This window comes from Pseudomonas sp. NPDC087342 (assembly GCF_044744265.1).
Lineage (GTDB): Bacteria > Pseudomonadota > Gammaproteobacteria > Pseudomonadales > Pseudomonadaceae > Aquipseudomonas > Aquipseudomonas nunensis.
The window spans coordinates 64709-90239 of the sequence record NZ_JBIUXZ010000015.1 but is presented as its reverse complement, the minus strand read 5'-3'; the positions used below and the strand labels follow the sequence as shown (position 1 = coordinate 90239).

Sequence of the window (25531 nt, the reverse complement as noted above, 5' to 3'; positions counted from 1 at the left end):
TGGCGTCCGGGTATTACATCCAGCCGACCTTGCTCAAGGGCACCAACAAAATGCGTGTGTTCCAGGAAGAAATCTTTGGCCCGGTGGTGAGCATCACCACGTTCAAGGACGAAGCCGAAGCCCTGGCCATCGCCAACGACACCGAGTTCGGCCTGGGGGCCGGCCTCTGGACCCGCGACATCAACCGCGCCTACCGCATGGGCCGCGCCATCAAGGCCGGTCGTGTGTGGACCAACTGCTATCACCTGTACCCGGCGCACGCCGCGTTCGGTGGTTACAAAAAGTCCGGCGTCGGGCGTGAAACCCACAAAATGATGCTCGATCACTATCAGCAGACCAAAAACCTGCTGGTGAGCTACGACATCAATCCGTTGGGCTTCTTCTAACTCGACGCGTGACTGCGTAACGGCTTTCGCGGGCAAGCCTCGCTCCTACAGGAGCATGGCTTGCCAGCGAAGGCGCCCTCAATCACACCGAAAATCAACGCCCTGCCCCTCTGGCACGGGCTTTGCGTGCCCGCTGTACCCGCTACACCCGAAAGTCCAACCGATCAAACAATAAAAAACAGAGAGGACTTATGACTTCTACCACACAGCTCAAACCCACACTCGGCACCCTGCACTTATGGGGCATTGCCGTCGGCCTGGTGATTTCCGGCGAGTACTTCGGCTGGAGTTACGGCTGGGGCACCGCGGGCACGCTGGGTTTCCTCGTCACCGCTTTGATGGTGGCGACGATGTACACCTGTTTCATCTTCAGTTTCACCGAACTGACCACCGCGATTCCCCACGCGGGCGGGCCGTTTGCCTACAGCCGACGGGCGTTTGGCGAGAAAGGCGGATTGATCGCCGGCATCGCCACCCTGATCGAATTCGTCTTTGCGCCGCCAGCGATTGCCATGGCCATCGGCGCTTATCTCAACGTGCAGTACCCGGAACTGGACCCGAAGATTGCGGCGGTCGGCGCCTACTTTGTGTTCATGACCCTGAACATCCTCGGCGTCAGCATCGCCGCGACTTTTGAACTGGTGGTCACCGTGCTCGCGGTCGCCGAATTGCTGGTGTTCATGGGCGTGGTGGCGCCGGGCTTCAGCTTCAGTAACTTCGTGCTCAACGGCTGGTCGGGTTCCAACGAATTCACCATGGCCTCGATCCCGGGGATTTTTGCGGCGATCCCGTTTGCGATCTGGTTCTTCCTGGCGATTGAAGGCGCGGCGATGGCAGCCGAAGAAGCCAAGGACCCGAAACGCACGATTCCCAAGGCCTACGTCAGCGGCATTCTGACCCTGGTGTTCCTGGCTATTGGCGTGATGGTGATGGCCGGCGGCGTCGGCGACTGGCGTCAACTGTCGAACATCAACGATCCGCTGCCCCAGGCGATGAAAGCCGTGGTCGGCAACAATTCGAGCTGGATGCACATGCTGGTCTGGATCGGCCTGTTTGGTCTGGTGGCGAGTTTCCACGGGATCATCCTTGGCTACTCGCGGCAGTTCTTCGCCCTGGCCCGCGCCGGTTACCTGCCTAAAGGCCTGGCCAAACTCTCGCGCTTCCAGACTCCGCACCGGGCAATCCTGGCCGGCGGCGTGATCGGCATCGCGGCGATCTACAGCGATGGTCTGGTCAATCTGCAAGGCATGACCCTGACGGCGGCGATGATCACCATGTCGGTGTTCGGCGCCATCGTGATGTACATCATCAGCATGCTGAGCCTGTTCAAACTGCGCAAAACCGAGCCCAACCTTGAACGCACCTTCCGCGCGCCGGGTTATCCGATCGTGCCGGGGATTGCGCTGTTCCTGGCGGTGGTGTGCCTGGTGGCGATGGCGTGGTTCAACACGCTGATCGGCCTGGTATTCCTGGGGTTCATGGCTGCCGGTTACCTGTATTTCCAACTGACCGCCAAGCAACGCCTCGCGGCACCGGCGGACGCTATGCTCACAGGTGTCTGAGTTGCACCGGCGCCGGGCTCGTTGCCCTATTTGAGAGCACCCCGTTCCGTAGGAGCGAGGCTTGCCCGCGAAGAACGATGACGCGGTTAATCTATCGGACCGCGTTATCGTTCTTCGCGGGCAAGCCTCGCTCCTACGGGGCAAACTTAATCAGGAGGAACCCGTCCCATGGCCGCATTTGCCCATTCCGTCGGCGCCCAGACCTACCGCTTCGAGAGCCTCAAGGAAGTCATGGCCAAGGCCAGTCCGGCACGTTCCGGGGATTTCCTGGCCGGTGTCGCCGCGCTCAACGATGGCGAGCGCGTGGCTGCGCAAATGGCGTTGGCCGACATCCCGTTGACTCACTTCCTACAGGAAGTGCTGATTCCCTACGAGTCCGATGAAGTCACCCGACTGATCATCGACACGCACGACAAACAAGCCTTCGCGGTGGTCAGCCACCTCACCGTCGGCGGCTTCCGCGACTGGCTGCTCAGCGACGCCGCCGACGAACAGAGCCTGCGCGCCCTAGCCCCCGGCCTGACCCCGGAAATGGCTGCCGCCGTGTCGAAGATCATGCGCGTGCAGGATTTGGTGCTGGTGGCGCAAAAGATCCGCGTGGTCACGCAATTCCGCGGCACCATGGGCCTGCGTGGCCGCCTATCCACCCGCCTGCAACCCAATCACCCGACCGACGAACCGGCCGGCATCGCCGCGAGCATTCTCGACGGCCTGCTGTACGGCAACGGCGACGCGATGATCGGCATCAACCCGGCCACCGACAGCATCGCCTCGATCTGCGCCATGCTGGAAATGCTCGACGCGATCATCCAGCGCTACGAAATTCCTACACAAGCTTGCGTTTTAACCCACGTCACAACGTCTATCGAAGCGGTCAATCGCGGGGTTCCGCTGGACCTGGTGTTCCAGTCGATCGCCGGCACCGAAGCGGCCAACGCCAGTTTCGGCATCAACCTGAACGTGTTGCAGGAAGGCTACGACGCCGGTTTGAGCCTGAATCGCGGCACCCTCGGCCAGAACCTGATGTATTTCGAAACCGGCCAGGGTAGCGCCCTGTCGGCCAACGCCCACCACGGCATCGATCAACAGACCTGCGAGACACGGGCCTACGCCGTAGCGCGACATTTCAAACCGTTCCTGGTGAACACCGTCGTAGGATTTATCGGCCCGGAATACCTCTACAACGGCAAACAGATCATCCGCGCCGGTCTCGAGGACCACTTCTGCGGCAAGTTGCTCGGTGTGCCGATGGGTTGCGACATTTGCTACACCAACCACGCCGAAGCCGACCAGGACGACATGGACACCCTGCTGACCCTGCTGGGCGTGGCCGGGATCAACTTCATCATGGGCATCCCCGGCTCCGACGACATCATGCTCAACTACCAGACCACCTCATTCCACGACGCCCTCTACGCCCGGCAAACCCTCGGTTTGAAACCGGCACCGGAGTTCGAACAGTGGCTGGCGAAGATGGGGATTTTCACTCAGGCGGACGGCAAGATTCACTTTGGTAACAACCTGCCGCCGGCCTTCCGCCAGGCCTTGGCGCAACTGGGATGAGTGTTGATATGGATAAACCACCCGTTGACCCACAGAACCCGTGGCTGGAACTGCGGCGCCTGACCCCGGCGCGGATTGCTCTGGGCCGCACCGGCACCAGCATGCCCACCAGCGCGCAACTGGATTTCCAGTACGCCCACGCCCAGGCCCGGGACGCAGTGCATTTGCCGTTCGACCATGCCGGGCTCAGCGCGCAACTGGCCGAGCGCGGGCGCGAGAGCTTGTTGCTGCACAGCGCCGCCACGGACCGCAACAGCTATTTGCAGCGCCCGGATCTGGGACGCAAGTTGAGCGATGAGTCGGCGCAGACCTTGCGCGATTACGCTTCCGCCCATCCGGGCGGCGTGGATTTGGTGATCGTGGTCGCCGATGGCTTGTCAGCGTTGGCCGTTCATCGGCATACGCTGCCGTTTTTGACTCGCATGGAGGAACAGTCGGCGGCGGATGGCTGGTCTTTGGCCCCGGTGATATTGGTCGAACAGGGCCGCGTGGCCGTGGCCGACGAGATCGGCGAGCTGTTGGGCGCCAAAATGGTAGTGATCCTGATTGGTGAACGCCCGGGTCTCAGCTCTCCTGATAGTCTGGGTTTATATTTCACCTACAATCCCAAGATTGGTCTCACGGATGCCTATCGCAACTGCATCTCCAACGTCCGTCTCGAAGGTCTCAGTTACGGCATGGCGGCACACCGCTTGCTGTACCTGATGCGCGAAGCCTGTCGGCGGCAGTTGTCGGGGGTCAATCTGAAGGACGAAGCCCAGGTTCAGACATTGGAGTCGGAAACTGGAGCGGACATAAAAGGAAATTTCCTACTCAGTCCGCCGGATGCCTGAACCGTTTCCGCATTGCGTTTACGACTCGGTTTCAGGCAGGATCGACGCACGGCCGCCAGGGGTTTCCCATCGCCGTCACGCACGTATGACAGCCACTTGAAGCGAGACCTACCATGCGGATTATTCAAGCGACCCTCGAACACCTGGACCTGCTGACCCCGTTGTTCGTCAAATATCGCGAGTTTTATGGCTCCCTGCCGTATCCGGACTCGTCCCGGGCGTTCCTCGAAAAACGCCTGCGTCGCAAGGAATCGGTGATCTACCTGGCCCTGGCCGATGACGACAACAACAAACTGATGGGTTTCTGTCAGCTGTACCCGAGCTTTTCGTCGCTTTCTCTCAAACGTGTGTGGATCCTCAACGACATTTACGTCGCCGAAGACGCCCGCCGCCAACTGGTTGCCGACAACTTGATCCGCACCGCGAAGAAAATGGCCAAGGAAACCAATGCCGTGCGCATGCGTGTGTCCACCAGCAGCAACAACGAAGTGGCGCAGAAGACTTACGAGTCGATCGGGTTCAAGGAAGACACCGAATTCAAGAACTACGTGTTGCCGATTAGCGACGAGTTATAACAATTCCGCGATGTGGCGAGCGCGTGTAGCGGGTGGCTTTTGTGGCGAGGGGGCTTGCCCCCGTTCGGCTGCGAAGCAGTCGTAAAACCAGGCAACACGGTGTAACTGCATGAATTGCTGGGGCCGCTTCGCGACCCAACGGGGGCAAGCCCCCTCGCCACAGCAAGCTCCCTCGCCACAGGGATTTGTATACAGCCTGTCGGACGCTGATTACCCGCGACATCCCCCGCTACAAACTCGACGCGCTTTTCACTTTTCACCCCGTATAATCCCGAGCTTCCCGGCTTGTAAGAAAAACTACATCCGCTTGTAGGCTTACATGAAGTCATACGCACAGGTCTGCTGAGTCGGACCGTCACCACAGGTGCCCCCCATGGATTTCAACCCGATCGATCTTGTCCTGCATCTCGATGTGTACCTCGACATGCTGGTAAACAACTACGGGCCATGGATCTACGCCATCCTGTTTCTGGTGATCTTCTGCGAAACCGGCCTGGTGGTGATGCCTTTCCTGCCGGGCGACTCCCTGCTGTTCATTGCCGGTGCCGTTGCGGCCGGTGGCGGTATGGACCCGGTGCTGTTGGGCGGCCTGCTGATGCTGGCGGCGATCCTCGGTGACAGCACCAACTACGTAATCGGACGAACGACGGGGGAGAAGCTCTTCAGCAACCCGAACTCGAAAATCTTCCGCCGCGATTACCTGCAACAAACCCACGATTTCTACGACAAGCACGGCGGCAAAACCGTGACCATGGCGCGCTTCCTGCCGATCATTCGCACCTTTGCACCGTTCGTCGCCGGCATCGCCCGGATGCCTTACCCGCGCTTCTTCTTCTTTAGTGTGCTCGGCACGATCCTGTGGGTCGGCGGCCTGGTGACCCTCGGTTACTTCTTCGGTAACGTACCGTTCATCAAGAAAAACCTGTCGTTGCTGGTGGTGGGCATCATCCTGCTGTCGCTGATCCCGATGATCATCGGCATCGTGCGCAGCCGCTTCGGCGGTTCGAGCTCCAAAGCCGAAACCCGCTGAGCGCCCATGTGGTCCCTGAGCGCCTGGCGTCGCCGGCGCATCTTGGCCAGGCACCCGATTGCCGATGACATGTGGCAGCGGGTGCGCCATCACTTGAGCTTCCTGGACGGCATCAGCGCCGCCGAGGACCAGTGGCTGCGTGAAGCCAGCGTGTTGTTCCTGGAAGACAAATACCTGACCGCCCTGCCCGGCGTCGAACTGCACCAGGAACAACGCCTGTTGCTCGCCGCCCAGGCACAATTGCCGTTGCTGAACCTCGGCGAGTTGAACTGGTATCAGGGCTTCCACGAAATCGTCCTCTACCCCGACGACTTCCTCAGCCCCCAGCGCCATCGCGATGCCAGCGGCGTCGAACACGAATGGGACGGCGAACACAGCGGCGAAGCCTGGCAGCAAGGCCCGATAATCCTCGCTTGGCCCGGCGTCATGGCCAGCGGCGGTTGGGAAGGCTACAACCTGGTGATCCACGAGCTCGCGCACAAACTTGACATGCTCAACGGCGACGCCAACGGTCTGCCGCCGCTGCATCCCGATATGCGCGTCAGCGACTGGGCCAAAGTCATGCAACAAGCCTACGATGACCTCAACCGCCATCTGGACCGCAACCCGGACGCCGAAACCGCCATCGACCCCTACGCCGCCGAGAACCCGGCCGAATTCTTCGCCGTCACCAGCGAATACTTCTTCAGCGCTCCGGATTTGCTGCACGAGGCTTATCCACAGGTCTACCAGCAGTTGAAGCTTTTCTATCGACAGGATCCGCTGGCCCGGCTGCAGCAACTTCTGGCCGAGAACCCGGTCTATCAGGCACACGACTAAGGTCTACACGACCCAAGGCGCATGGCATCGGCGGCGGAATATGCCTATAATCGCCGCCACTTTTTGGTCAATCCGGCCAAGTGTTTTTGGTCAACTAACGGGGGCACCGCCCAATGAGCTACAGCAAGATTCCGGCTGGCAAAGACCTGCCGAACGACATCTACGTCGCGATCGAGATCCCGGCCAACCACGCGCCGATCAAGTACGAAATCGACAAAGACAGCGATTGCCTGTTCGTTGACCGTTTCATGGCCACCCCGATGTTCTACCCGGCCAACTACGGTTTCATCCCGAACACCCTGGCTGACGACGGTGATCCCCTCGACGTGCTGGTCGTGACCCCTTACCCGGTTGCTCCAGGTTCGGTTATCCGCGCCCGTCCAATCGGCATTCTGCACATGACCGACGACGGCGGCGGCGATGCCAAAGTCATCGCAGTCCCACACGACAAGCTGTCCCAGCTGTACGTCGATGTGAAGGAATGCAGCGACCTGCCACAACTGCTGATCCAGCAGATCGAGCACTTCTTCGCGAACTACAAAGACCTCGAAAAAGGCAAATGGGTGAAGATCGAAGGTTGGGGCGACTCAGAAGCCGCTCGCACCGAGATCATGAAGTCGGTTGCTGCTTACAAGGGCTAAAGCCAGCTTCAAGCTGCAAGCTTTAAGCTTCAAGAAAACCCCGGTTGATCCGGGGTTTTTTGTGGGCGCGGATCGAGGTTTAAACGGCATGTTTAACAATCTGGGCGCTCGGTTTTTTCTTGTTTAAAACTGGCGTAAGACGTCTTACATCCGGTCTTAAAATTCCCGCGCAATTTGAACGGTTCGTTTATTCAAAGCCCTGCCCCGCGCCCGTAAACTCGCGTTCATGAAAAAGAACACTAGCGGTCCACGGTTCAAAGCGCTGCTCAAAGCAGCGAACATTACGACAACAGGATTTGCCGAATTCCTGGATACGTCGCCGCAAAACGTCCACAACTGGTACACCCGTGGCGTGCCCGCTCACTGCATGGAAGAAGTCGCGCGAAAACTCTCCGTCAACAGCACCTGGCTGAAAGCCGCCGAAGGCCCGAAAGACCTGTGCCTGTTCGACGAAACCGGCAACACCTACAACACCCAGGCCATCCGCGGCGTCTATACCGTCATCGAACCCAACGACGTCGAACTGCCCTTCTACAAAGAAACACCCATCGCCCCAGGCTCCAGCAAAACCCACGTCATCGAAGACATCAGCCACCCCATCCGCCTGCCCCGCGGCCACCTCGACTCCCTGGAAATCAACCACAAAGACGCCATCTGCGCCTACATGGTCGGCAACAGCATGGCCGAGAAGATTGCAGACGGCTCCACCATCGCCATCGATCGCGGGCTGACACAGATAGTTGATGGGGAGATTTATGCGATCGAGCATGACGGCATGCTGCGCATCAAATACCTGCACCGAATGCCGGGGAATGGGTTGCGGTTGCGCAGCCACAACAGCGCGGAATATCCGGATGAAGTGTTCAGACCTGCGCAGATTGAAGAGCAGAACATTCGGGTGTTGGGGTGGGTGTTCTGGTGCTCGACACTGAACAAACGACGGCCGCCGGTGCCGTTCTTGTGAGGCACGCCCCCGTAGCAGCTGGCGAAGCCTGCGTCCGGCTGCGCAGCAGTCGTAAACCATCATTTGCGGTACCCAAGGAAGACCGCGATTGCCGGATTTACGACTGCTACGCAGCCTGCGGCAGCTGCTACACATCTGCGCAATCGCTCTACCCGGCACTTCCTACTGGGAATTCCCCAAAAAAATCAGTATGCTGCGCCCCACATTTGCGCATCACCCCGCCCCGCGGCTCTGATCGCACCGACAAGGCAGATGATTTTCTCGCCAAGTCCCACAGCCGGACGCAAGATCCGGGTGTACGTTTTGAAGGCTGGCGCGGTTTACCAAAAATGAACCAAGCCAGTCCCCGAGAAGCCGGCCACAAGCCGGCTTTTTAATGCCTGAATATACCCACACCACCAGAATGCCCAGTCAAAGCTCAAACCGTATCCGGGTTTCGCGACGCTGTGCCTGTGGCAGATCCTCCCCCCGCTTCACGGCGGCCAGCAGTTGCTCAACTCCAATATGTACGGCATCCGCTTGCACATTGGCAGGTTTGAAATCCGCTACGTTGTCGAGGCCTTGTCGGTGCGCCTGAATTATCTTCACGTCCTGGCGAATGACGATGCGTGTGTACAAGTGGATGAACGGACGCAACATCCGCAGCGCCCAGCGGGGGAACCGAAATCGATAGGCGATGTAGGTATAAACTCGCGACTGGCGTGAATCGATGGGCGTGATCTGGCTGATGATCAAAAACGCCGAACGTTCGCCCCACGAGTAGTCGCAGCGCGTGACGTTGGGCGCATAAAAACGATCGGTGTGCACAAGTGGCTCGCCGTCGGGATTACTCAGCCAATTCATGAAACCGATCTTGTCCCCGTCATCGTGATAGGTCACTTCAATGCTCTGCGCTCTACACGCGAGCGTGGCTTGCATCGTCCGCCCCGTACTGGACCTGAAGATACCCTCGTGTACAAAAACGGTATGCGGCACGTCCATGAAGTTCTGCACCAGGCTACCGACGTCCGCCTCAAAGGCGTTGATCATAAAATATGACTGCCAGCGTTTGTCATCGTAACCCGGCAGTCTGAATACAGGCTTGGCCTGCGGGTCACCTTTACCTGTGTATACCCAAATCAATCCGTCCAGTACCTGCACCGCAAAATGACGCTGTTTGTACCGAGGCTGACGCGATGTCGATGAACACTGTTTTTCGCCGACACTGGGAATATGAACCACTTCCCCTTGAGCATCGTAGCGCCAGCCATGGTAGGGACAGACGAGGCAGTCGTCGGCGATCTTGCCGGCCGACAATCGGGTTCCCCGATGCACGCACTGGTCGAGCAACGCTGCAACCTGACCGTCACGCTGACGAAAAAGCACCAGGTTCAAGCCCAGAATTTTTGCCCTGAAGGGTTTGTTTTTACGCAATTCCTTTTGAGCGCACGCCACATACCATTGCTCGAGGGTTTCATCACAGGGTGCCTCGAGGGGACTATTTAAAAATGCGGACATGAACGTTCCGTCAGAGCGAGAATGGCTTCGGCTGTCTCAAGCCGATTGATAAGTGGGCGAGGTTTGACATCGCCCGCGCGGATGCCGCTCAACTCCGCCGCCTGTTGCAGTAACCGGGCGAGCAAATCTGCGCCACCCTCGAGCAAGCAAACCCGGACAGGCCCGAGTTGCCCCAAACTGCGTGCCTGGTTGTAGTGAAAGACATTCGATAACGCCGACTCGATAGCAAGCGCCAGCGCATTCGCCTCGATACTTTCAGAGGGCGCAACCAGCGCTACGTAATGAGGTGGCGTCGCCGAGGCATTGGGTATCAGGCACACAGTCGCCGTGGTCGGGACGCAACTGTCAAAAATGCTCTGCACGATTTGCTCATCCAGTTTTTCCCCGACCAGATCACTGGTCACCCCGGAACGCCCGACAAATTCCACACGCGGAGTAGCCCCCTGCATTCCGGTAACCCGGACCCGGTCCCCCAATGCGTAGCGATACAAACCGCCGCCGGTTGTCAGCAGGACTTGCGCACTTTCTCCCAGGCGTAACGAATGGGCCTGACGTAAAGAACCGTCGTCGCAGAGAAACTCCAGGTAATGGCTGCCAATCGCCAATGGACACCCGAATCCTTCATCAAACGGGACGCTGACAACGCCCTCGGTGGCAAACAGACCTTTGGGTAACCATTGTGCTTGAGGAAACCGCGCCGCCAATTGTGTGAAGTAGTGGCGACTGGGGCCATCCATCCAGCAACTGACGGCAGCCAGTTGCGGCCATAATTCACTGCATACGCCCTGGGATCTCGCCCGGCGCAAAGCGGATCTTCGGGCGGCTGGAAGTGCATCCTCCAGCCACGCAAACGTCTGCTCGTTTTCAGGTGTTTCGCTGTCAAACAGGGGTTGCAACAGGCTGGCCAGGAACGTCGGGCTCCACACACTGATAAAACTCAAGTCAGCATCTGCCACCAACGCAAGCAGTGTCTGTCTACGCCAGTGCGATGGATCGCCACTAAACGCAGGGATCAGCAACGTCCCGGCCAATGCCGCAATGTTACTGCCGCTCAGGTATTCCAGATCACTGGTTGAACCAACAGAAATACCATTGGGCCCCGCAACTGGTACTCGCAGTGGCGGAGACATCGACCAGTAACCTGATCCATGACCGATACCCGGAACTTGACGGTACATATCAGCAAGCCAGACATTTAGAGAACGGTGCATCTCAGACAGAAAGTCGCGGGTATAAGGAATCGCTTTTTGCTGCGCACTGCTACCACTCGTACGCTCAAAGAACAGTGGCGGACGGGAGGTCAAAATCGGCTCCGACTCATTTTGTGCCCGCTGAATCCAAGGCTGCAGTTGCGAGTAAGAGTGAATCGGTACGTTGTCGCGAAACTGCGTTGAATCAGAGATATGCGCAAAGTTGTGGGCACGCCCGAACGCACAATCACTATTGGCCTTTAACAGTCGTTGCAAGAAGCGTTCTTGCGTCCTTTCTGGCTGCGCAAGTTGTTCGTGCCACTGATCAAGCGTGGGTTGGGCGCTTTCTATAAAACTCCGCCACAGCGCGCGTTTGACGCCATCTTGAGTGCTCATCAAAAGTACGTCTTGTCGAGTTGCGTCAAGTCGCTCGGCAATCGTTGGGGCGGCAAGAAAACCTGCAGCCAGCCAAACCATAATGGGCGGGTTTCCCTCAGGTTCGATGCCCGGTGCATCTGCTGCCAGTGCAGTCCGGATTGACGATGGTGGGTGAGGTTGTAGTTAAAATTCAGGAATGCCCAACGCACAAGGCGCGGAGCCCTCATGTTGTAAGCCCCCTCAACAACGTCCAATGGCGTGCGCATGTGGTAAACCCACTGCAGCGACGACCAGGAAAAAGCAAAAACGATGTAGGCAACCAGCACAACATGCCACGTCCATCCCAGCAGTAACCCGGCCGATAACCACACCGCCACACTGGCAATCACCTCCAGGCGAATACGCTTGAAATCTCTTTTTGAAAAGTCTTTGAAGGCGGCCGCATACGTATTGACCTCTGCGGTCTGCGACCACCTGTCAGTGATACGCGCCGGCAGCAACGGCAATAAAAGACTGCCGACAAACGCCGCTAACCAGATACCGCCCAAAATCGCGAAATAGTATTCGATTCGCTTGCGCAGCAACGACTCATCCGCCACCGCGAAATCAGCCAGTTCTGCACGTGTGCGATTACGCGTGTGATGCCCAAGATGGTTGACATGGATCAGCGTGGCAGAAGCGCCAAACAGCGTTGATGCCCACCACATAACCAGGTAATTCAGCTTTTTTTCACTATGGGCCAACTCATGAAATGCCTCGTGCATCATCGAAAACACGCCTTGCATGACCAGGCAAAAAGGAATCAGAACAAGCCACTTGTACCAACCCGCTTCCGTGCAGGACAGCCAGGTCAGAGTTACCGCCCAAACTAACGTTTGCAACGTCAGTACACACAGATTTGCCACGTCGTAACGACTAGAGGGTGAAACATCACCAGAGCTGCGCATAAGGGGCCTATGGAAAGTCGGATATAAAAAGTATAACGCCCTGACCTCGGTGCTCACGACAACTGACTTGTTCTATTGGTGAACCAGGCAACGCTTAAAATATTTCGTCACTGTCAAACTGCGATATCTAAGGGCTCCGGTCGCCCTCGCACGAAAAGTCCGGGGCAGCTTTTTCAACAAAATGAATATCGGGAGGTCACGTATATCCACTCACACGACCACCGACAAAAGAGATAGCCTATAGCTTTTCAGGGCCGCGTCCTTAGATATGTCGTATCTCAAACGCCTGTTATCCAGGCGCTCGCCTGCAAAATCACCTTCCACGGAAATCCCTCGCCGACACGTACATTTTGTGCTCGACGAGAGTATTCCTCGTTATTGGTATCGGGACTGGCCTCATGTAACGCGCTTTTTTGATGGTCTGTCGATTATGTTTCCGCTCGGCGAAAAACTCTTCATTGATAGTGTCATGCACTTTCGTAAAGAGATCGAAACAGCCCCCTCACTTTCCATAGCCGTTGCAGATTTCGTTTATCAGGAGGCCTCGCATATTCGTGAGCATCGGCTGTATAACCAACTGCTCGCGGCACAAGGCGCGCCTATAGATGCGCTGGAAAAACTCCTGTTACGCCGTCAGGAGGTTGGCAACCGGTTTGCGCCCGCGACTCGTCTTGCGATGACCGCCAGCCTGGAACATTTCACAGCCATTCTTTCTGATCAGCTACTGCGCAATCCCGCGGTACTCAAAGGGGCGGATTCGAGGATGGCCATGCTGTGGCGTTGGCATGCCATAGAGGAAACCGAACACAAAGCCGTCGCTTACGACGTGTTGTGCCTGGTTGTGCGCAATTCACTTTGGCGATACCTGATGCGGTGCGGGGTCATGCTGACAATGACCGCGTACTTCGCAGTCGATGTCATGTATTTCATTTACCAACTCGCAGGCAACGACGGACAACGCCGTAACTGGCGGGGGTGGGCGCGTTTGCATTGGTGGTTACTCGTAAATCCTGGTCCGCTGACACGTGCATTTCCGAGGTGGCTAGCCTGGTTCGTTCCGGGCTTTCACCCCAACCACCTCAACAACAGTGAAGCCCTGGAAGCCGCCCGCCGAACACTTAATGAATACGCTGAGCCCAATCCATGAGGCCATTCTTGCCGAGGAAAAAACCCTGGACGCCAGAAGGCTTTGACGATTGGCCACTTCATTTTCCAGCAACAGAATTGGCGAGGCCTGCCGCACACCTTGATTGGACGGAACAATTCATATCGTGCTGGCACGCCCCCGTGCAATGCCTTCCTCGAAGTACGTTGGTGGTGCTGGTTGCCGGGCTGTTTTCCGAATGGTTGCCGCGTTGTTTTCAAGAGTGTGCCCAGACGCTACGCAGCGCGGGCTATCAGGTCCTGCGCATGTCCGTACGCTCTTCGCGTGGGGTCATGGCTCAAGGAAGGCATATCAGCAAGGTACTGACGACCGAACTCAAGCAAGAACAACGGTTTGTGATTTTGGCGCACAGCAAGGGTGGCCTCGATGCGCTCGCGGCACTGTCACACAACAAAGCCTTGAGCGACGCGTGTGATGGTATTGCGTTGGTGCAACCGCCGGCAGGTCCGTCGACCGTAATGGACGAGGTGCTGGGGTGCAGCACACAGCAACCAACCCAAGGCTACCCGTTAGACCGCGTTAGCCGGGCACTTGCGAAAACGCCTTGGATGGCCGATGGCACGCGGGACATCAGCAGCCTGCGCGACCCGCAAATAACCCACATGCTCAATCACCTGCCCGCTGACTTACATTTCGCACATGTCGTCAGTTGGACCTGCGCTCCCAGTTCGCGGTTTGACACCCATCATGCCCGCCTCAATGCACGGCGACCGGGCTGGGCCCATGACGGCCAGTTTTACCTCGACAACCAGATAATCAATGGCGTGCCGCAGATTTGCCTTCCTCGGCTCGATCACGGCCAACCTATATTGGGAGGCGGTGGCTTTGACGCCACCCGTTTCTGGCTGACGCTGTTAGACACCTTGCACGAGACCAGATCCGGACGGGGCAGTCAGACGAGGTAGATCTCAAACCCCGGAGTGCTTGCGGCATCCATCGGAGACAACGCGGGTGCATGACCGATACAGGGCGCCGTGTACAGGTCCATGGGAATGCTCACGCTGCGATAACGGTTCATGGCTGTCCAGAGTGGATCATTGTCATACAGGCACAGTTGCATCAACGCGTACTGACCACGAAGACGCGCCCAAGCGGCATCCAGCAACGCAGCAAAAATATGCGGGTTTCGTTGCCGCACCTGTAAATGGGTCAGGTAGATGTCCTGCAGCGCCTCGCCCGGTGCGGCAATCGCCGGACGCCCCAAGGCCGGAGCACAGGCGTTGAACGCGAGACGCAGCGACTTGTATGACAAGGGCAGTTTCTCCACCACCACCCGCTTGATTCGTCCGGCATCCCAAGGGGCAACACAACCGAGCACATTGTTTCGTGCGTCCAGTGCCAGGAGAAATGACGGGATACCGAAATCCGGCCAGGTTTCCAGGCGCCGGGAGAACTGCGCTTCACTAAAAACGCAACCAAAGGGCTGGTCAACCGACTCACTGTCGAGAAAAGCGCGCAATGCATCCGCATGCCCAGGCTGCGCTTGAACGATGCGAACGTTATTCACCGTTCGGGGAGTGCCACGCCACCCACGCTGGCCGTACACGGCGACGTTGCTGTAGCCCCGCCAGTGCGAAAGCATGAGTGGATTGTTCCGCCGCCCGCCCAGAAGCGAATGTGCGGCAAGACGATTGCCACGGATGACACAGCAATAGGCGTGCTGGGCGCCTGTTTCACAGGCCAACGCTTCGAGCCGCACTTTTACTTCGGCCATCCATGACTTTGAAAGACGCCTGTCCGGCACAAGTCGAAGATCCCCCAGGTAGGCTACCGGCTGAATACCGCCCTGAAGGTAGCCATCGCGCACAACCAGGCTGGCGATGCCCTTCAGCTCACCGACTGCGCTTTCGGCTATCCAGGTTCGATGGTCCGCGGAATGACAACGGTGCAGCGCAAAATAGTCCGGCCCTCGGTCAAATCGCATTGGCAAGCCGCCCTGCATCGCCCGCTGCGCCTGAAAGGCGAGCAGTCTCAGGTTATCTGCAGCGCTGGCCTGGCGGATCAACATGGCAAGTAACGCGCCGCCGAAAACAGGCGCAGAGCCATGGGCCTTAAATTATCGGGGTGCAATTCACACAAACAGACCAGCTCATCTCCCGCCGCGTAACGAGGATTTTTTTCCAGAAAATACAACACGTTTTCCAGGCGCAAGTGAGGAGCTGGAACCTGCGCCAACTCAGTGGTCAGCCGACCTTGAGGCTCTTCGAAAGACAGAATCCCCGTTTTCGGATCATAAGCCTCGCCAAAACGATCGATTGCAAGGTGGTCCATCAACGCCTGAACTCCAGGGGCCGTCACCGTGCTGGCCCGGGGTGCATAGCTCAAAGCCATGGCGCCGAGATAACGATAGGTTCGGTGGCCCTTGCAGATCAGAAACCAATAAAGGGGTATTTCAGGCTGCTCCTGCCAGATCTCACCCGTCAGTCGCATCCAGGCGAATGCAAGTTGCTGACTTCCCCAGTGTTCACGATCAATGATTGTATCGCCCGAAAAAATCACCCTTATCCGTTTGCCAGACCAGTTTTTTTCATAAAATTTGAGGGTGGTAAATCCAACGATTACTTCATCCGCGTCTCGTAATACGATGCAGTGGGTTTTCTCTTTGAAATCCTGATCAAACCTTGCGCGCGAGGTGTCGTAGTAGGACGCCGAATAAATCTCGAACATCCGATCAATTTCATTTAGATGCAGACGGGAGCATTCAACGGAGGTTGCACTCAAACTCATGGAGACCTTCAGCATCGGACGCAAGATAGATGGATTTTGGCGAGATCAATCAACCAATGCAACGTAGACTTCCCTCCCAGGACCGAGCGTCCACAGAAGCATTAAATAACTGCGCGAAAATCTCAGCACAGTGTTGTATAGAAAAGCTGAACTTGTTCTGACAAATCAGGCGCCTTATTCATGTCATCCGCATTTGCACATCGTCGTATTAATACCTCGGTTGTGACCCGCCCCTTTAGTTGGCTGGTGGTCTACACCCTCGTGACGGGCGCCCTGTATTTTCTCGTCACGCACTTCCCGATGGGGACAGTACGGATCATTCAGCCCGTCAATATTGATGCACACATTGCGCAACTGCCTTACACACTTGCACCGTACCTGAGTTATTTATTGATCATGCCCGCGCTGGTGGTTCTGGGGCGTCGTCATGAATGGTTGCTCCCCGCTTTTTTTGCTGGAGCCCTGGCTTCCGGGACCTGCCTGCTGAGCCACCTGTTCTGGCCAACCATGATCGAGCGTCCGGATAGCACCTCGCAGTGGCTCATGTGGTTTTACCGCATGGACTCACCGCTGGCGGCCTCGCCCAGTGGACATGTCGCGTTGCCGGTGGCCATCAGCGTTGTCCTCGGTTATCTGCGTGTTCGCCAGACATGGATCTTTGCGCTGTGGAGCCTGGTTCTGGCGATCACCGTTTTAACGACGGGCCAGCATGTACTGCTCGACGCGGTGTATGGCGCGGCCATTGGCGCAATGGCGGGCCTGACCACAATAACGCTGACTCGCCTGAAGGTGGACTTGCGCACCATGGCGGCCATCCTGCTCGAATGGTTATGCATCATCGTGACGTTACGCATTGCGCTTTATGTCTCGGACTGGCGCTTGTATTGCTTGGCTTTCGTCATTATTGCCGCGCGCCAACATGCACTTTTCATTCTGTACCACGACGCGACTCACTATCACCTGACTCGTCATCGCGGTATCAACGACTTTTTGATTAACCTGGCCATTGGTGTTCCGGGAACCGTCCCCGTTGAATTCTATAGGTCACTGCACCTTGAACATCATCAACACACGGGAACCACGAGAGATCCGGAAAGACGGTTTCTTTACCACCAGCAACCTTGGAAATTTCGTCCTCTGGGCGGGAAATTATTGCTTCGGCAACTGCTGGGAGACCTGTTCATTATCAATACGCTGCGTAATCTGCGCGCCTACAGAGCCGCAGGCGGGGCGTCACCGACGATGACTCGACCCGTTGTTGCATCAGGCATAATCTGGCTCACCCTGTTATCGTTCATTGCTTGGCAAACCAGTGCCCAGACGATGTTACTGATCGCGTTGCTATGGTTTGTGCCACTCGCCACTTTGGGAACTCTGCTACAGAAAATCCGCAGCATCGCCGAACACAGCGGTGGGCCTGATGTAACCCCTGGTTGGCAGGAATGGACATACGCATGGAGCGTTGGAAGTATCGGGAGGTTTTTTATTTGGCCTTACCACATCAATCTGCATCTGCATCATCATCGCAACGCCAACCACCCCTGGCACACCCTGCCCGGCCTGGTGCGTGCCGATGAACGTCTCATGGACTCACGGACTCTGCTTTTCCTGCTCTGGTCGGGGTCGAAGAAAAACAGCTGATTAACACCACGCTTCGGACGAAAAAAACCAGACCTACTACGAAGCAATAACTTGGGATACCGACGGTGCATACAAACAGGGAAGTTACAGGCGACTTGGATCTCGTCGCCGCCAATACCGCATTGATCCTCGAGACTAATAATCTGCGCGGCGGCAATGACTCACGGGAAGCGCTGGCAAGCCTGAAACGGCTAATCACCACATTGGGCCAACAAACGCTGCCAACTCAGTCGTTTGCGCAATGGATCATCACCCATGACGGTCTGGAAGCGCAGGCGTGCAAAGCGTTGTGCGAGCTGGCCGGGCGACCTATCGAATTCGTCGAAATAACCTCGCTCACCGGCTACTACGATGCAAAAAACGTCGGTTTCGAGGCGGTCGATCAGAGCCGATGCCAGTACGTTGTCTTTGCTGACGCCGACTGCATTCCCTGCACAGATTGGCTGGAGCAATTGCTCTCTCCCTTTACCCTGCCTGCCGCCACCGCACCGGTGGCGGTCGCCGGGCGCACCAGTTACGACGCGAGCATTATGGGCAGTGCATTGACCGCGATCGACTTCATGTACTTCCCCAGTCCCTTGCGTGAAGGCGCCACGCGCAATTTTTATGCGAACAACGTCGCGTTTCGCCGCGACACGTTCGAACAGCATCGCTATGAGCCACTTGATGGCGTCTATCGCGCACATTGCCAGGTCATGGGCTTGCGCCTGCAAGCCGCCGGCGTCGCAGTGGCGTATGCCCCCCGTGCGCACACTGAACACAGGCTTCCGGATACCCGCGGCGAAGTGGTTCAACTGCGCTGGCTGCGCGGTGGCGACAGCGTCGGTCTTACGCCGTATCTGGTGCGCGCTTATATGCCAGCCTGGCTCCAATGGCTCGGCCGCAGTGGCCCACTGGGGCCGTTTTGCGTAATGGCGGGGCGACTCAGCTACAGCTTGCGTGCCTTGAATCATCAGGATTTACCGCCGCTGCACGGTTTGCGCCGCATCTTGGCGACGGCGATGGTGATCGGCATGTCGTTGCTGGATACCTCCGCGGCAATCGTTCGGGGGCTGGGCATCTCGGCCGGCCGCGCGAAAGCTCGCCATTCTGAAGCACTGTCCTATCACCGAACTCTGGATTGATACCGTCTAACGTCGAATTTTTTTCGCACGTCACGTCGCGTTTACAGGAAGTAACGATGAAAACTGACTCCATCGCGTCACTCTGCTCGTACATCACCGGCCTGATCTTGTTGTCGCTGAGTATTCAAGTCTATGCCTCCCCTTCGGAGTTTGCGGGGCGTGGGGTCTACCACTTCGCCTCAACCAATGGTTGTCCGCCAGACCTTCTCGGCGGCGGCAACAGGCTCAACTCACAATGCAACCGCGTGGCGCTGGATGTCGCGGATGCCCGCGCCAGTGTCGACCCTGTGTCCCTGACCATCCTGATTTCCGCCGATGCCACGCATGACAGCAAAACCGTGATTGGCGACGTATTGCTGCACGGCAGCGGCATCGACTCTGACGGTCAGCGAGTCCCTTTGAGCCTGCATGTGTTGCTTCGTCGATCGGGCAAGGAGTGGAAGCCCGACACCTATGTACATGCGCCAGTTAGCGGAAAATTCACTGATGTCGTGATTCCCCGTTACCGGATCAACGTCCTCGAAGGTAACACCGAGCGCGTGCTGTTCACCGCCGAACAGACGCGCGATGTGCTCGCCCATCCTTCGGTCGCTGCGCGGGTCGCCAGCTATTTCATCGGCGTGCGCCCAAGCAATGCGAAAGATCCGGCCGCCAACGACATTACGATTTCCCTTGGTGTAGGCCAGTTATCGAAATCGCTGATGCGCGCCAGTTTTACCTCGCAAGAACCGGATACCGGTGACCTGAATACGCTGCTCTCCAATGGTACTTGGGGGCTTAAATTGCAGGCACTGAGCAGCCACATCCCCGTTTGGGTGGTGCAGCGCCAGCTGTTCATATTCGGTCTTGAGGACAGCCCGCTCCTGCAAGATGTGCGTCGTCGCGGTTTGAACAAACTGGACACGCTGGAATTCGGGGCCCTCAACGGCAACGGTTACTTGCGTCTCAATGGTCATGAAGAAGCGTTCTCCGGCGCCGCTGCTACGGGTTATGCCTTCATGCAGGACAGCTTTATCGGTCTGATCCTGGCATGGCACCGCGCGCCGCAAGTGCAAACAGCTGAAATCGATACTGCACAGCAGCCGACGCAATGACCGTGGTTGATCAAGTCTGTGTCGAGGCCGACTTCGCGTGCCTGGCCACCCCGAAAGCACAAGGGCTGATCGCTCTGCAAGCGCGCTGGGTCGACCGCATCAAGCGTGCGGCACTGACGCGCTTGCACGGCAGCCGGCGCGGCGAGAGGCTGTTGCTGCGTATGTACCTTGCCGGAGAAGACGCGACCGAACGCGCACTCCTGGAAGAGTTACTGCCTCAGTCACCCGACTGGCTAGAACGTCAGGTCGAACAACATCTGGCGGATGAACGCCGGCATGTGACGCTGTTCAGCGATGCATTACGCGCCGCCGGGGATGAGGGCCAAACGCGCCTCGAGCCAGACTGGCTCAGCCGCCGCAAGATACGGCGCTGGCAGCGCCTGGCGCATCGCTATAAAAAGCATTTCGAGCAGGGCCTGTTAGTGCCCGCCTATGCGACGGGGCTGTGCGCCGAGCAGATGGCAGAGCGCGTACTCAGTCGCCATTGCTCAGTCATCGGTGCCGAACATGGCTTTTATCCGCTGTTATCGCGGGTTCTGGCCGACGAAAAAGCACACGTCCGGCTGTGCGAACACACCTTGCGCAAAATCGTGGCGCCCCATGAAACGGGCCATCTGGCCATGTTGCTGGCCGAGATTCGGAGCATCGAATCAGGTTTCGGTGTCACCGGCGCACTCGCGATGTACCTGGCGGGTTGGGTCTATGGCGGCTCAAGCCGCTTGAGCGGTGGCGAGCGATGAAACCACGCATCCTCTACCTCGCCACCGCCGACGCACGCGGTCATTTAATGCGCGCGCAATTGCTGGTGCACGCACTGCGCAAGGTCGGCGCACACGTCGAGGTGCTGACCACTTCGGATCAAGGGCAGCGCTTTCTGCAGAGCTTCGGTATTGATAGCGAAGTACTCTCGCCGCACTACGCCGTTCAGTTCGACAGCGGCCAGAACATGCTGCGCAAGGCGACCAACAGCAATGTGGCGCATTATGTTTTCCGCCCGGGCAGGATGCTGCGGGACATCATCCGCTTGCGCCGCAAACTGCATGACGTAGACCTGTTGATCAATGACTCCTTTCACCCGGCGTTACTGTTCATGGGCACATTGCCGGGTTGGCGGCGCAAGGTCGTGCATGTGTATGGCGCAAGCTTGAAGGTCGCGCTGATCAACAACTTCGAGGGGATGTGGCCGCGGGTCTTCGGGCAGATATTTGGCTGGATCGTTGGCCGACAGATCGACGCCGCACGGTCGTGTATCGAACATGATTTCGCCTATGACATCGACGATACAGCGGCACCTGCGCTGTTTCGATTGCCGACACCCGTCGCCCTGGCCGACGTTCAATCGACGTCACACCGAGATGGCGCGGCGGTCTATCTGAATCCGCATTTCAGTGACCCTCGCCTGGCCGAAGCGTTAGGTGCAGGTATCGCCGATGCAGGCCTGAGCGCGCACTTAGTGGGCGAAGGCTATACACACCTTCGCGACTGGCTGGGCGTTGACCCGAACTGGGCTAGCCGTGCGGCGCGGGCGCAACTGATCGTGTCGGCACCCGGGATGGCCGCGCTGTCAATTGCGCGGATTTATCAGCGCCCGATCATCCTGGTCCTCACTGATCAGCCCGAACAGGCTACCAATGCCGCGCGCGCGGCCCGATTAGGGTTGGTGCATCGCGTGGTGACCTGGCGCGGCGATACCGCTGATTTTCGCCGTCAGGTGGCACACGCCGCCACAGAACTGACCCTCACACCAATGTTTGATCCCGACGGGTCAGCCGGTAATGCGTACGCTCAGGCGCGGATCGACGCGTGGGTCAGCCGCCTGCTCACCTTATGAGTCGGGTGTCCCCGCAACCCATCGACAAGGAGATGATGCAGGTGCTCAAACCGAAGTCTCGTGCAGGCGACAATCCGGCGCTGAATGCGTTTATCCCGCCCGCCGAGCTATTCGCCTTGAAACCGTGGCGGGCCTTGCTGGCGTTACTGGCCGACTGGGGATTGATTGCCGCGTCACTGGTAGCGGCGGCGACTTGGCCACACCCCGTCACGTACCTGTTGGCAGCGATCATCATTGCCCGCAGTCAACTTGCGCTGGCGGTGATCATGCACGAGAGCGCCCATGGAGTTTTACTGCGCCGCCAAGGCCTGAATGATCTGATCGGGCAATTGTTTGCCGCTGGCCCGTTGTTTCTTTCGCTGAAAACCTACCGCGCCGGTCATTTGAAACATCACTTGGCGCCGATGCAGCATGACGACCCGGTTGTCGCTGTGTTTGGTCTGGGTGACTTCCCACTACCCAGGGGCAAACTGGCCATAAAGTTACTGGCTGACATAGGTGGGGTGGGCTACTTCATCAGTGCCTGCAAATTTGCCCGAGGCGATTATCGCGAGATCATGCCCAAGGTCGAAAAATCACCGGGTTATATGGCGTGGGAAATCTTTTCAATGCTGCTCAGCAATGGCCTGCTGTTCGGCGTCCTGAGCGCGTACGGGCACGCTGGTCTGTACTTGGGCTTGTGGTTGTTACCGGCCATTACCCTGCTGCCATTCATGGGCCGCGTCCGGGCAATCATGGAACATGCCGGCTTGCCCGCCTGCGATGACCAAAGCCAGAATGCGCGCAGCATTGTCCGTGCGAACTGGCAGACCTTTGTGTTCGGCCCGCATGCCGTCCACTACCACATCGAGCATCACCTCTTTGTGCGCATGCCCTTTTACCATCTGCACCGTGTGAATCAGCAACTCGTGGCGCAACAACTCGTGCCCGCCGGCAACCTCTATAACGGCTACGTCGAGGTGTTACGAGACGTCAGTTAATCCCTTTGGCGCATTGAGCTGTTCCTTCGTCAAAAAGTGAAAAAGCCGAAGATGCTTTACGCGTCCTGCCCCGGCTTTCATCTGTTGAACACATCGTTATTCAACTACCGCATAACAGGTGCCACGGAAGCAGATCAGTCGCCCTCCCGCCTCACGGATAACTAAACCCCTTAACCAACGTCAACTCCCCCACCGCCCGCATCGGCACCAGGACCGTCTCCATCTTCTCGTTAGGCGTCCCCTCTTCCGTAATCACCGTCACCTGCGCCGTGGTCAGCGCCTGCACCGCGTCCTCCTGCCCTTCTTCATCACTCCGATACCCACCGCCAAAGTAGTTCACGTAAACCAGGTACTGCCCCTTGATCGGCGCCGGCATGGAGAAGATCTCCGGGCCATACCCCGTGGTCACGTCAACATCGAGCGCCGCGCCGTTGGGTGCAACCCGATCGCCATACCAGATGTGTGCGCCGTCGGGCGTCACCAGGTGCAAATCCAGGTCCGTGTTGTCGCTGTCCCACGACAACAACACCCGCAACTTGGCCGGTGTAGCGCCACCGCTGGTGTGAAGGAATTGCGTGCGATGCCGCTGTTGCCCATCCGGGCTACGAACTTCAACGCTGTTGCTGCCGTTGGGGAACGAGTACGGGCGATCAAAACGTCCGGCAGCGTCGATTTTCAGCGGCATGCTGATGCCGTTGACGATCAACCGGCCAGGCTCGCCCGACTTCGGTGTGGCTTTGATCTGGCCGCTGATGCGCGCGGTGTTGGCCTGGCCGACCGGGGTGTTGACCGAGGATGCGGGGTAGTTGACGGGCTGGCGGTAGTTTTCGCCTTCGCCTTCAACCGCACCGGTTCGCCAACCGCCCACGGGGGTATCGAGATCGACTGCGGCGGCGAAGGTCGTCGGCAGTGCGCAAAAGGTACAGAGGAACAGGAAGACCTGTGGATAACGGAGTTTCATGGCCTATTCCAGCAAGAGGTGGCGGGCGAGCCCTTCGATGTAGGTTTCATCCTGGCCGTTCGGATGTGCTTCGAAGGCCAGGTGCAGGTATTCGTGGGTCAGGTCGAGACGGTCCTGGAGGGACAGCACGCCGCGCACGTAGATGCGTTGGCGTTCGCGGTCGACGTAGGGGCGGCCGAAGGCCAGGCGGCAGACGGCGAAGGTGTTGACTTCGTTGTAGCCGACTTCGTTTTCGAGACGTTGGTGCCAGCCGCGGCGTTGGGTTTGTAGCCAGTCTTGCGCAGCGGGCAACGCTTCGCAGGAGGCGACGGGGTTGTCCCAGCGGCTGAGGCTGGCACGCGGGTAGGCGTGCTGCAGGATCGCGTCGTAGCGTTGGCCGGCGTTGGCTTGTTCGACGGCTTGTTGCCAGGAGAGTTTGTCCGGGCCGGATTGATCGGAGTGGTAGGTGACGGTGCTGCCGGCCAGGACCAGGTCGCTGGTCCACGCGGCAATGTTGCGCGATTCGGCGGTGGCAGGGCGCGGGGCAACGCGTTGACGGCTGCTGCTGTCGTCGATGCTCAGGCAGTCACCGTTGCGCGTGGCGTTTTGTAGAAGATACGTGCGGATAGCCACGGCCAGAGCCTTGGCAGCCTCTAAAGGTTCGGCTTTGGCTTCGCGTTGTAGGACGCGGGCGACGTATTCTTCGCGGTCCAGACGGGCGACGAGCTTGTCCTTGAGCAGAAACAGTTCGCCGTCGCTGTGGATATCGAGTTGATTGCCATTGGCGAATTCAACGCGATAGTCGCCCTGCAACGGCCCATCGGAAACAACCCGATCCCCTGCCAGAACGCGACCCACCGGATAGCGCGAAAACAGCCCCACCTCGACACAACGCCCCGCATCCAACGGCCAATCCACCGGCACCACCGCAGCCAGCGCCGCACCATAATGCCGAAGCACCATCTGGCTGGTCCCGCGCCCACCGGCCCAGATCGGCGTGCCATCCAGCGTCCAACCGGCAAACCCGCCCTGACGCGACGCCGGGTCCTGATCCCCCAGCCAGCTCCAGGTTTTCACCCGCAACCGGCCACCGAGTTCACCGACGACATTGCCGTCAGCGGCATTCAACACCACGTCCAACAACACGCGCCGCGCTTGATCCTGCGCCGGCATCACGGCCAGCACCTTCAACAATTCAACAACCGAAACCCGCGTCGAAGGCTGTAGCGACGGCAAATTCAGCAACCACTCCGGCGCCTGTCGCGCCTGCCAATACGTGCGCCAATCAGCGCCCACAATGCCAAGCCGCGCGGGCTCGAAGTACAACCCGCAAGATTTCACCAACGCCTGATCGCGACCAATCTTGCCGCCAGCCGTGCAGCAATAAACCTCTTCCTTCGATTGCCCGCGACATTCATACGCCGGTTCACGGGCACCGGTATCCACCAGCCAGCCGTAGACAAACAACTTCCACAAACTGCCTAACGGCGTCTGCAGATCTGAAGGTAACGGCTCGCGTGAAATCACCTGCGTCGGGCTCAACGAAATCAACTCACCCTTGAAGCCCAGCCGCAGCGGTTCGTCCTGCGCTGTCGCCAGCGCAGGGAGCAAACACAGCAGCAACCAGACCAGAGGTCGGGTCAT

At 58.2% G+C, this 25531-nt stretch carries 23 protein-coding genes and 1 pseudogene; 17 read left to right on the top strand and 7 right to left on the bottom strand.

Annotation, left to right across the window (positions count from 1 at the left end):
* The 9 genes and pseudogenes from adh to ACIOYV_RS23710 form a co-directional block, all read left to right on the top strand.
* Positions 1-386: pseudogene (adh, locus tag ACIOYV_RS23750) on the top strand (aldehyde dehydrogenase); the annotation flags it as partial.
* Positions 387-577: 191 nt separating this feature from the next.
* The gene (eat, locus tag ACIOYV_RS23745) at positions 578-1948 is read left to right on the top strand and encodes an ethanolamine permease (RefSeq protein WP_401327532.1); all 1371 of its coding nucleotides are present in this window, start codon (positions 578-580) and stop codon (positions 1946-1948) included.
* Between the two features lie 168 nt (positions 1949-2116).
* A complete protein-coding gene (locus ACIOYV_RS23740) occupies positions 2117-3511 on the top strand; it encodes an ethanolamine ammonia-lyase subunit EutB (protein WP_054052386.1) in 1395 nt (464 codons plus the stop codon).
* An 8-nt stretch (positions 3512-3519) separates the two neighbouring features.
* Positions 3520-4344 (top strand): ethanolamine ammonia-lyase subunit EutC, encoded by an 825-nt coding sequence (gene eutC / locus ACIOYV_RS23735; protein WP_401327529.1) that lies wholly within the window; start codon positions 3520-3522, stop codon positions 4342-4344.
* Positions 4345-4457: 113 nt separating this feature from the next.
* Positions 4458-4919, top strand: a complete 462-nt coding sequence (locus tag ACIOYV_RS23730; protein WP_054052383.1) for an N-acetyltransferase — start codon at positions 4458-4460, stop codon at positions 4917-4919.
* Between the two features lie 373 nt (positions 4920-5292).
* Positions 5293-5949 (top strand): DedA family protein, encoded by a 657-nt coding sequence (locus ACIOYV_RS23725; protein WP_401327526.1) that lies wholly within the window; start codon positions 5293-5295, stop codon positions 5947-5949.
* 6 nt (positions 5950-5955) lie between these two features.
* Positions 5956-6768, top strand: coding sequence for a zinc-dependent peptidase (locus ACIOYV_RS23720; protein ID WP_401327523.1), 813 nt, complete (start codon positions 5956-5958; stop codon positions 6766-6768).
* 113 nt (positions 6769-6881) lie between these two features.
* The gene (gene ppa, locus ACIOYV_RS23715; RefSeq protein WP_054052377.1) at positions 6882-7409 is read left to right on the top strand and encodes an inorganic diphosphatase; all 528 of its coding nucleotides are present in this window, start codon (positions 6882-6884) and stop codon (positions 7407-7409) included.
* 226 nt (positions 7410-7635) lie between these two features.
* Positions 7636-8373, top strand: a complete 738-nt coding sequence (locus ACIOYV_RS23710; RefSeq protein WP_401327520.1) for a S24 family peptidase — start codon at positions 7636-7638, stop codon at positions 8371-8373.
* Positions 8374-8784: 411 nt separating this feature from the next.
* Here ACIOYV_RS23710 and ACIOYV_RS23705 read toward each other — a convergent pair whose 3' ends face one another.
* From ACIOYV_RS23705 to ACIOYV_RS23695, 3 genes are read right to left on the bottom strand one after another with little or no spacing between them, the layout of a single operon-like run.
* Positions 8785-9870, bottom strand: coding sequence for a Rieske 2Fe-2S domain-containing protein (locus ACIOYV_RS23705; protein WP_401327517.1), 1086 nt, complete (start codon positions 9868-9870; stop codon positions 8785-8787).
* On the bottom strand, positions 9855-11456 hold the full coding sequence (locus tag ACIOYV_RS23700; protein ID WP_401327514.1) for a GH3 auxin-responsive promoter family protein: 1602 nt from the start codon (positions 11454-11456) through the stop codon (positions 9855-9857). Before ACIOYV_RS23700 ends, ACIOYV_RS23705 begins: the two co-directional genes overlap by 16 nt.
* The gene (locus ACIOYV_RS23695; protein ID WP_401327511.1) at positions 11456-12385 is read right to left on the bottom strand and encodes a fatty acid desaturase family protein; all 930 of its coding nucleotides are present in this window, start codon (positions 12383-12385) and stop codon (positions 11456-11458) included. The genes ACIOYV_RS23700 and ACIOYV_RS23695 overlap by 1 nt, the downstream gene beginning before the upstream one ends.
* Before the next feature lie 268 nt (positions 12386-12653).
* On the opposite strand from ACIOYV_RS23695, the gene ACIOYV_RS23690 reads away from it, so the two are divergent.
* Together ACIOYV_RS23690 and ACIOYV_RS23685 are read left to right on the top strand one after the other, a co-directional pair.
* Positions 12654-13532 carry a metal-dependent hydrolase gene (locus tag ACIOYV_RS23690; RefSeq protein WP_401327509.1) on the top strand — a complete coding sequence of 293 codons (879 nt, stop codon included), beginning with the start codon at positions 12654-12656 and terminating at the stop codon, positions 13530-13532.
* Entirely contained in the window at positions 13529-14455 is a 927-nt protein-coding gene (locus tag ACIOYV_RS23685) for an esterase/lipase family protein (protein WP_401327506.1), read from the top strand. The genes ACIOYV_RS23690 and ACIOYV_RS23685 overlap by 4 nt, the downstream gene beginning before the upstream one ends.
* On the opposite strand, the gene ACIOYV_RS23680 is transcribed toward ACIOYV_RS23685, so the two are convergent.
* Both ACIOYV_RS23680 and ACIOYV_RS23675 read right to left on the bottom strand, forming a co-directional pair.
* A complete protein-coding gene (locus ACIOYV_RS23680) occupies positions 14443-15558 on the bottom strand; it encodes a hypothetical protein (RefSeq protein WP_401327504.1) in 1116 nt (371 codons plus the stop codon). The two genes, ACIOYV_RS23685 and ACIOYV_RS23680, sit on opposite strands and share 13 nt — an antisense overlap.
* Entirely contained in the window at positions 15552-16277 is a 726-nt protein-coding gene (locus ACIOYV_RS23675; RefSeq protein WP_401327502.1) for a hypothetical protein, read from the bottom strand. The genes ACIOYV_RS23680 and ACIOYV_RS23675 overlap by 7 nt, the downstream gene beginning before the upstream one ends.
* 180 nt (positions 16278-16457) lie before the next feature.
* Here ACIOYV_RS23675 and ACIOYV_RS23670 point away from each other — a divergent pair, with 180 nt between their 5' ends.
* From ACIOYV_RS23670 to ACIOYV_RS23645, 6 genes are all read left to right on the top strand, one after another.
* Complete coding sequence (locus tag ACIOYV_RS23670; protein ID WP_401327499.1) at positions 16458-17918, top strand: fatty acid desaturase; 1461 nt, start codon at positions 16458-16460, stop codon at positions 17916-17918.
* Positions 17919-18013: 95 nt separating this feature from the next.
* Positions 18014-19042 carry a glycosyltransferase gene (locus ACIOYV_RS23665; RefSeq protein WP_401327496.1) on the top strand — a complete coding sequence of 343 codons (1029 nt, stop codon included), beginning with the start codon at positions 18014-18016 and terminating at the stop codon, positions 19040-19042.
* Positions 19043-19098: 56 nt separating this feature from the next.
* Positions 19099-20136 (top strand): hypothetical protein, encoded by a 1038-nt coding sequence (locus tag ACIOYV_RS23660; protein ID WP_401327493.1) that lies wholly within the window; start codon positions 19099-19101, stop codon positions 20134-20136.
* Positions 20133-20876, top strand: coding sequence for a hypothetical protein (locus tag ACIOYV_RS23655; RefSeq protein WP_401327490.1), 744 nt, complete (start codon positions 20133-20135; stop codon positions 20874-20876). Before ACIOYV_RS23660 ends, ACIOYV_RS23655 begins: the two co-directional genes overlap by 4 nt.
* Positions 20873-21967, top strand: coding sequence for a hypothetical protein (locus ACIOYV_RS23650; protein ID WP_401327487.1), 1095 nt, complete (start codon positions 20873-20875; stop codon positions 21965-21967). The genes ACIOYV_RS23655 and ACIOYV_RS23650 overlap by 4 nt, the downstream gene beginning before the upstream one ends.
* 5 nt (positions 21968-21972) lie before the next feature.
* Positions 21973-22947, top strand: coding sequence for a fatty acid desaturase family protein (locus tag ACIOYV_RS23645; RefSeq protein ID WP_401327485.1), 975 nt, complete (start codon positions 21973-21975; stop codon positions 22945-22947).
* A gap of 151 nt (positions 22948-23098) precedes the next feature.
* On the opposite strand, the gene ACIOYV_RS23640 is transcribed toward ACIOYV_RS23645, so the two are convergent.
* On the bottom strand, positions 23099-23908 hold the full coding sequence (locus ACIOYV_RS23640; protein WP_401327482.1) for a YfaP family protein: 810 nt from the start codon (positions 23906-23908) through the stop codon (positions 23099-23101).
* Positions 23909-23911: 3 nt separating this feature from the next.
* Complete coding sequence (locus ACIOYV_RS23635) at positions 23912-25531, bottom strand: DUF2300 domain-containing protein (RefSeq protein ID WP_401327479.1); 1620 nt, start codon at positions 25529-25531, stop codon at positions 23912-23914.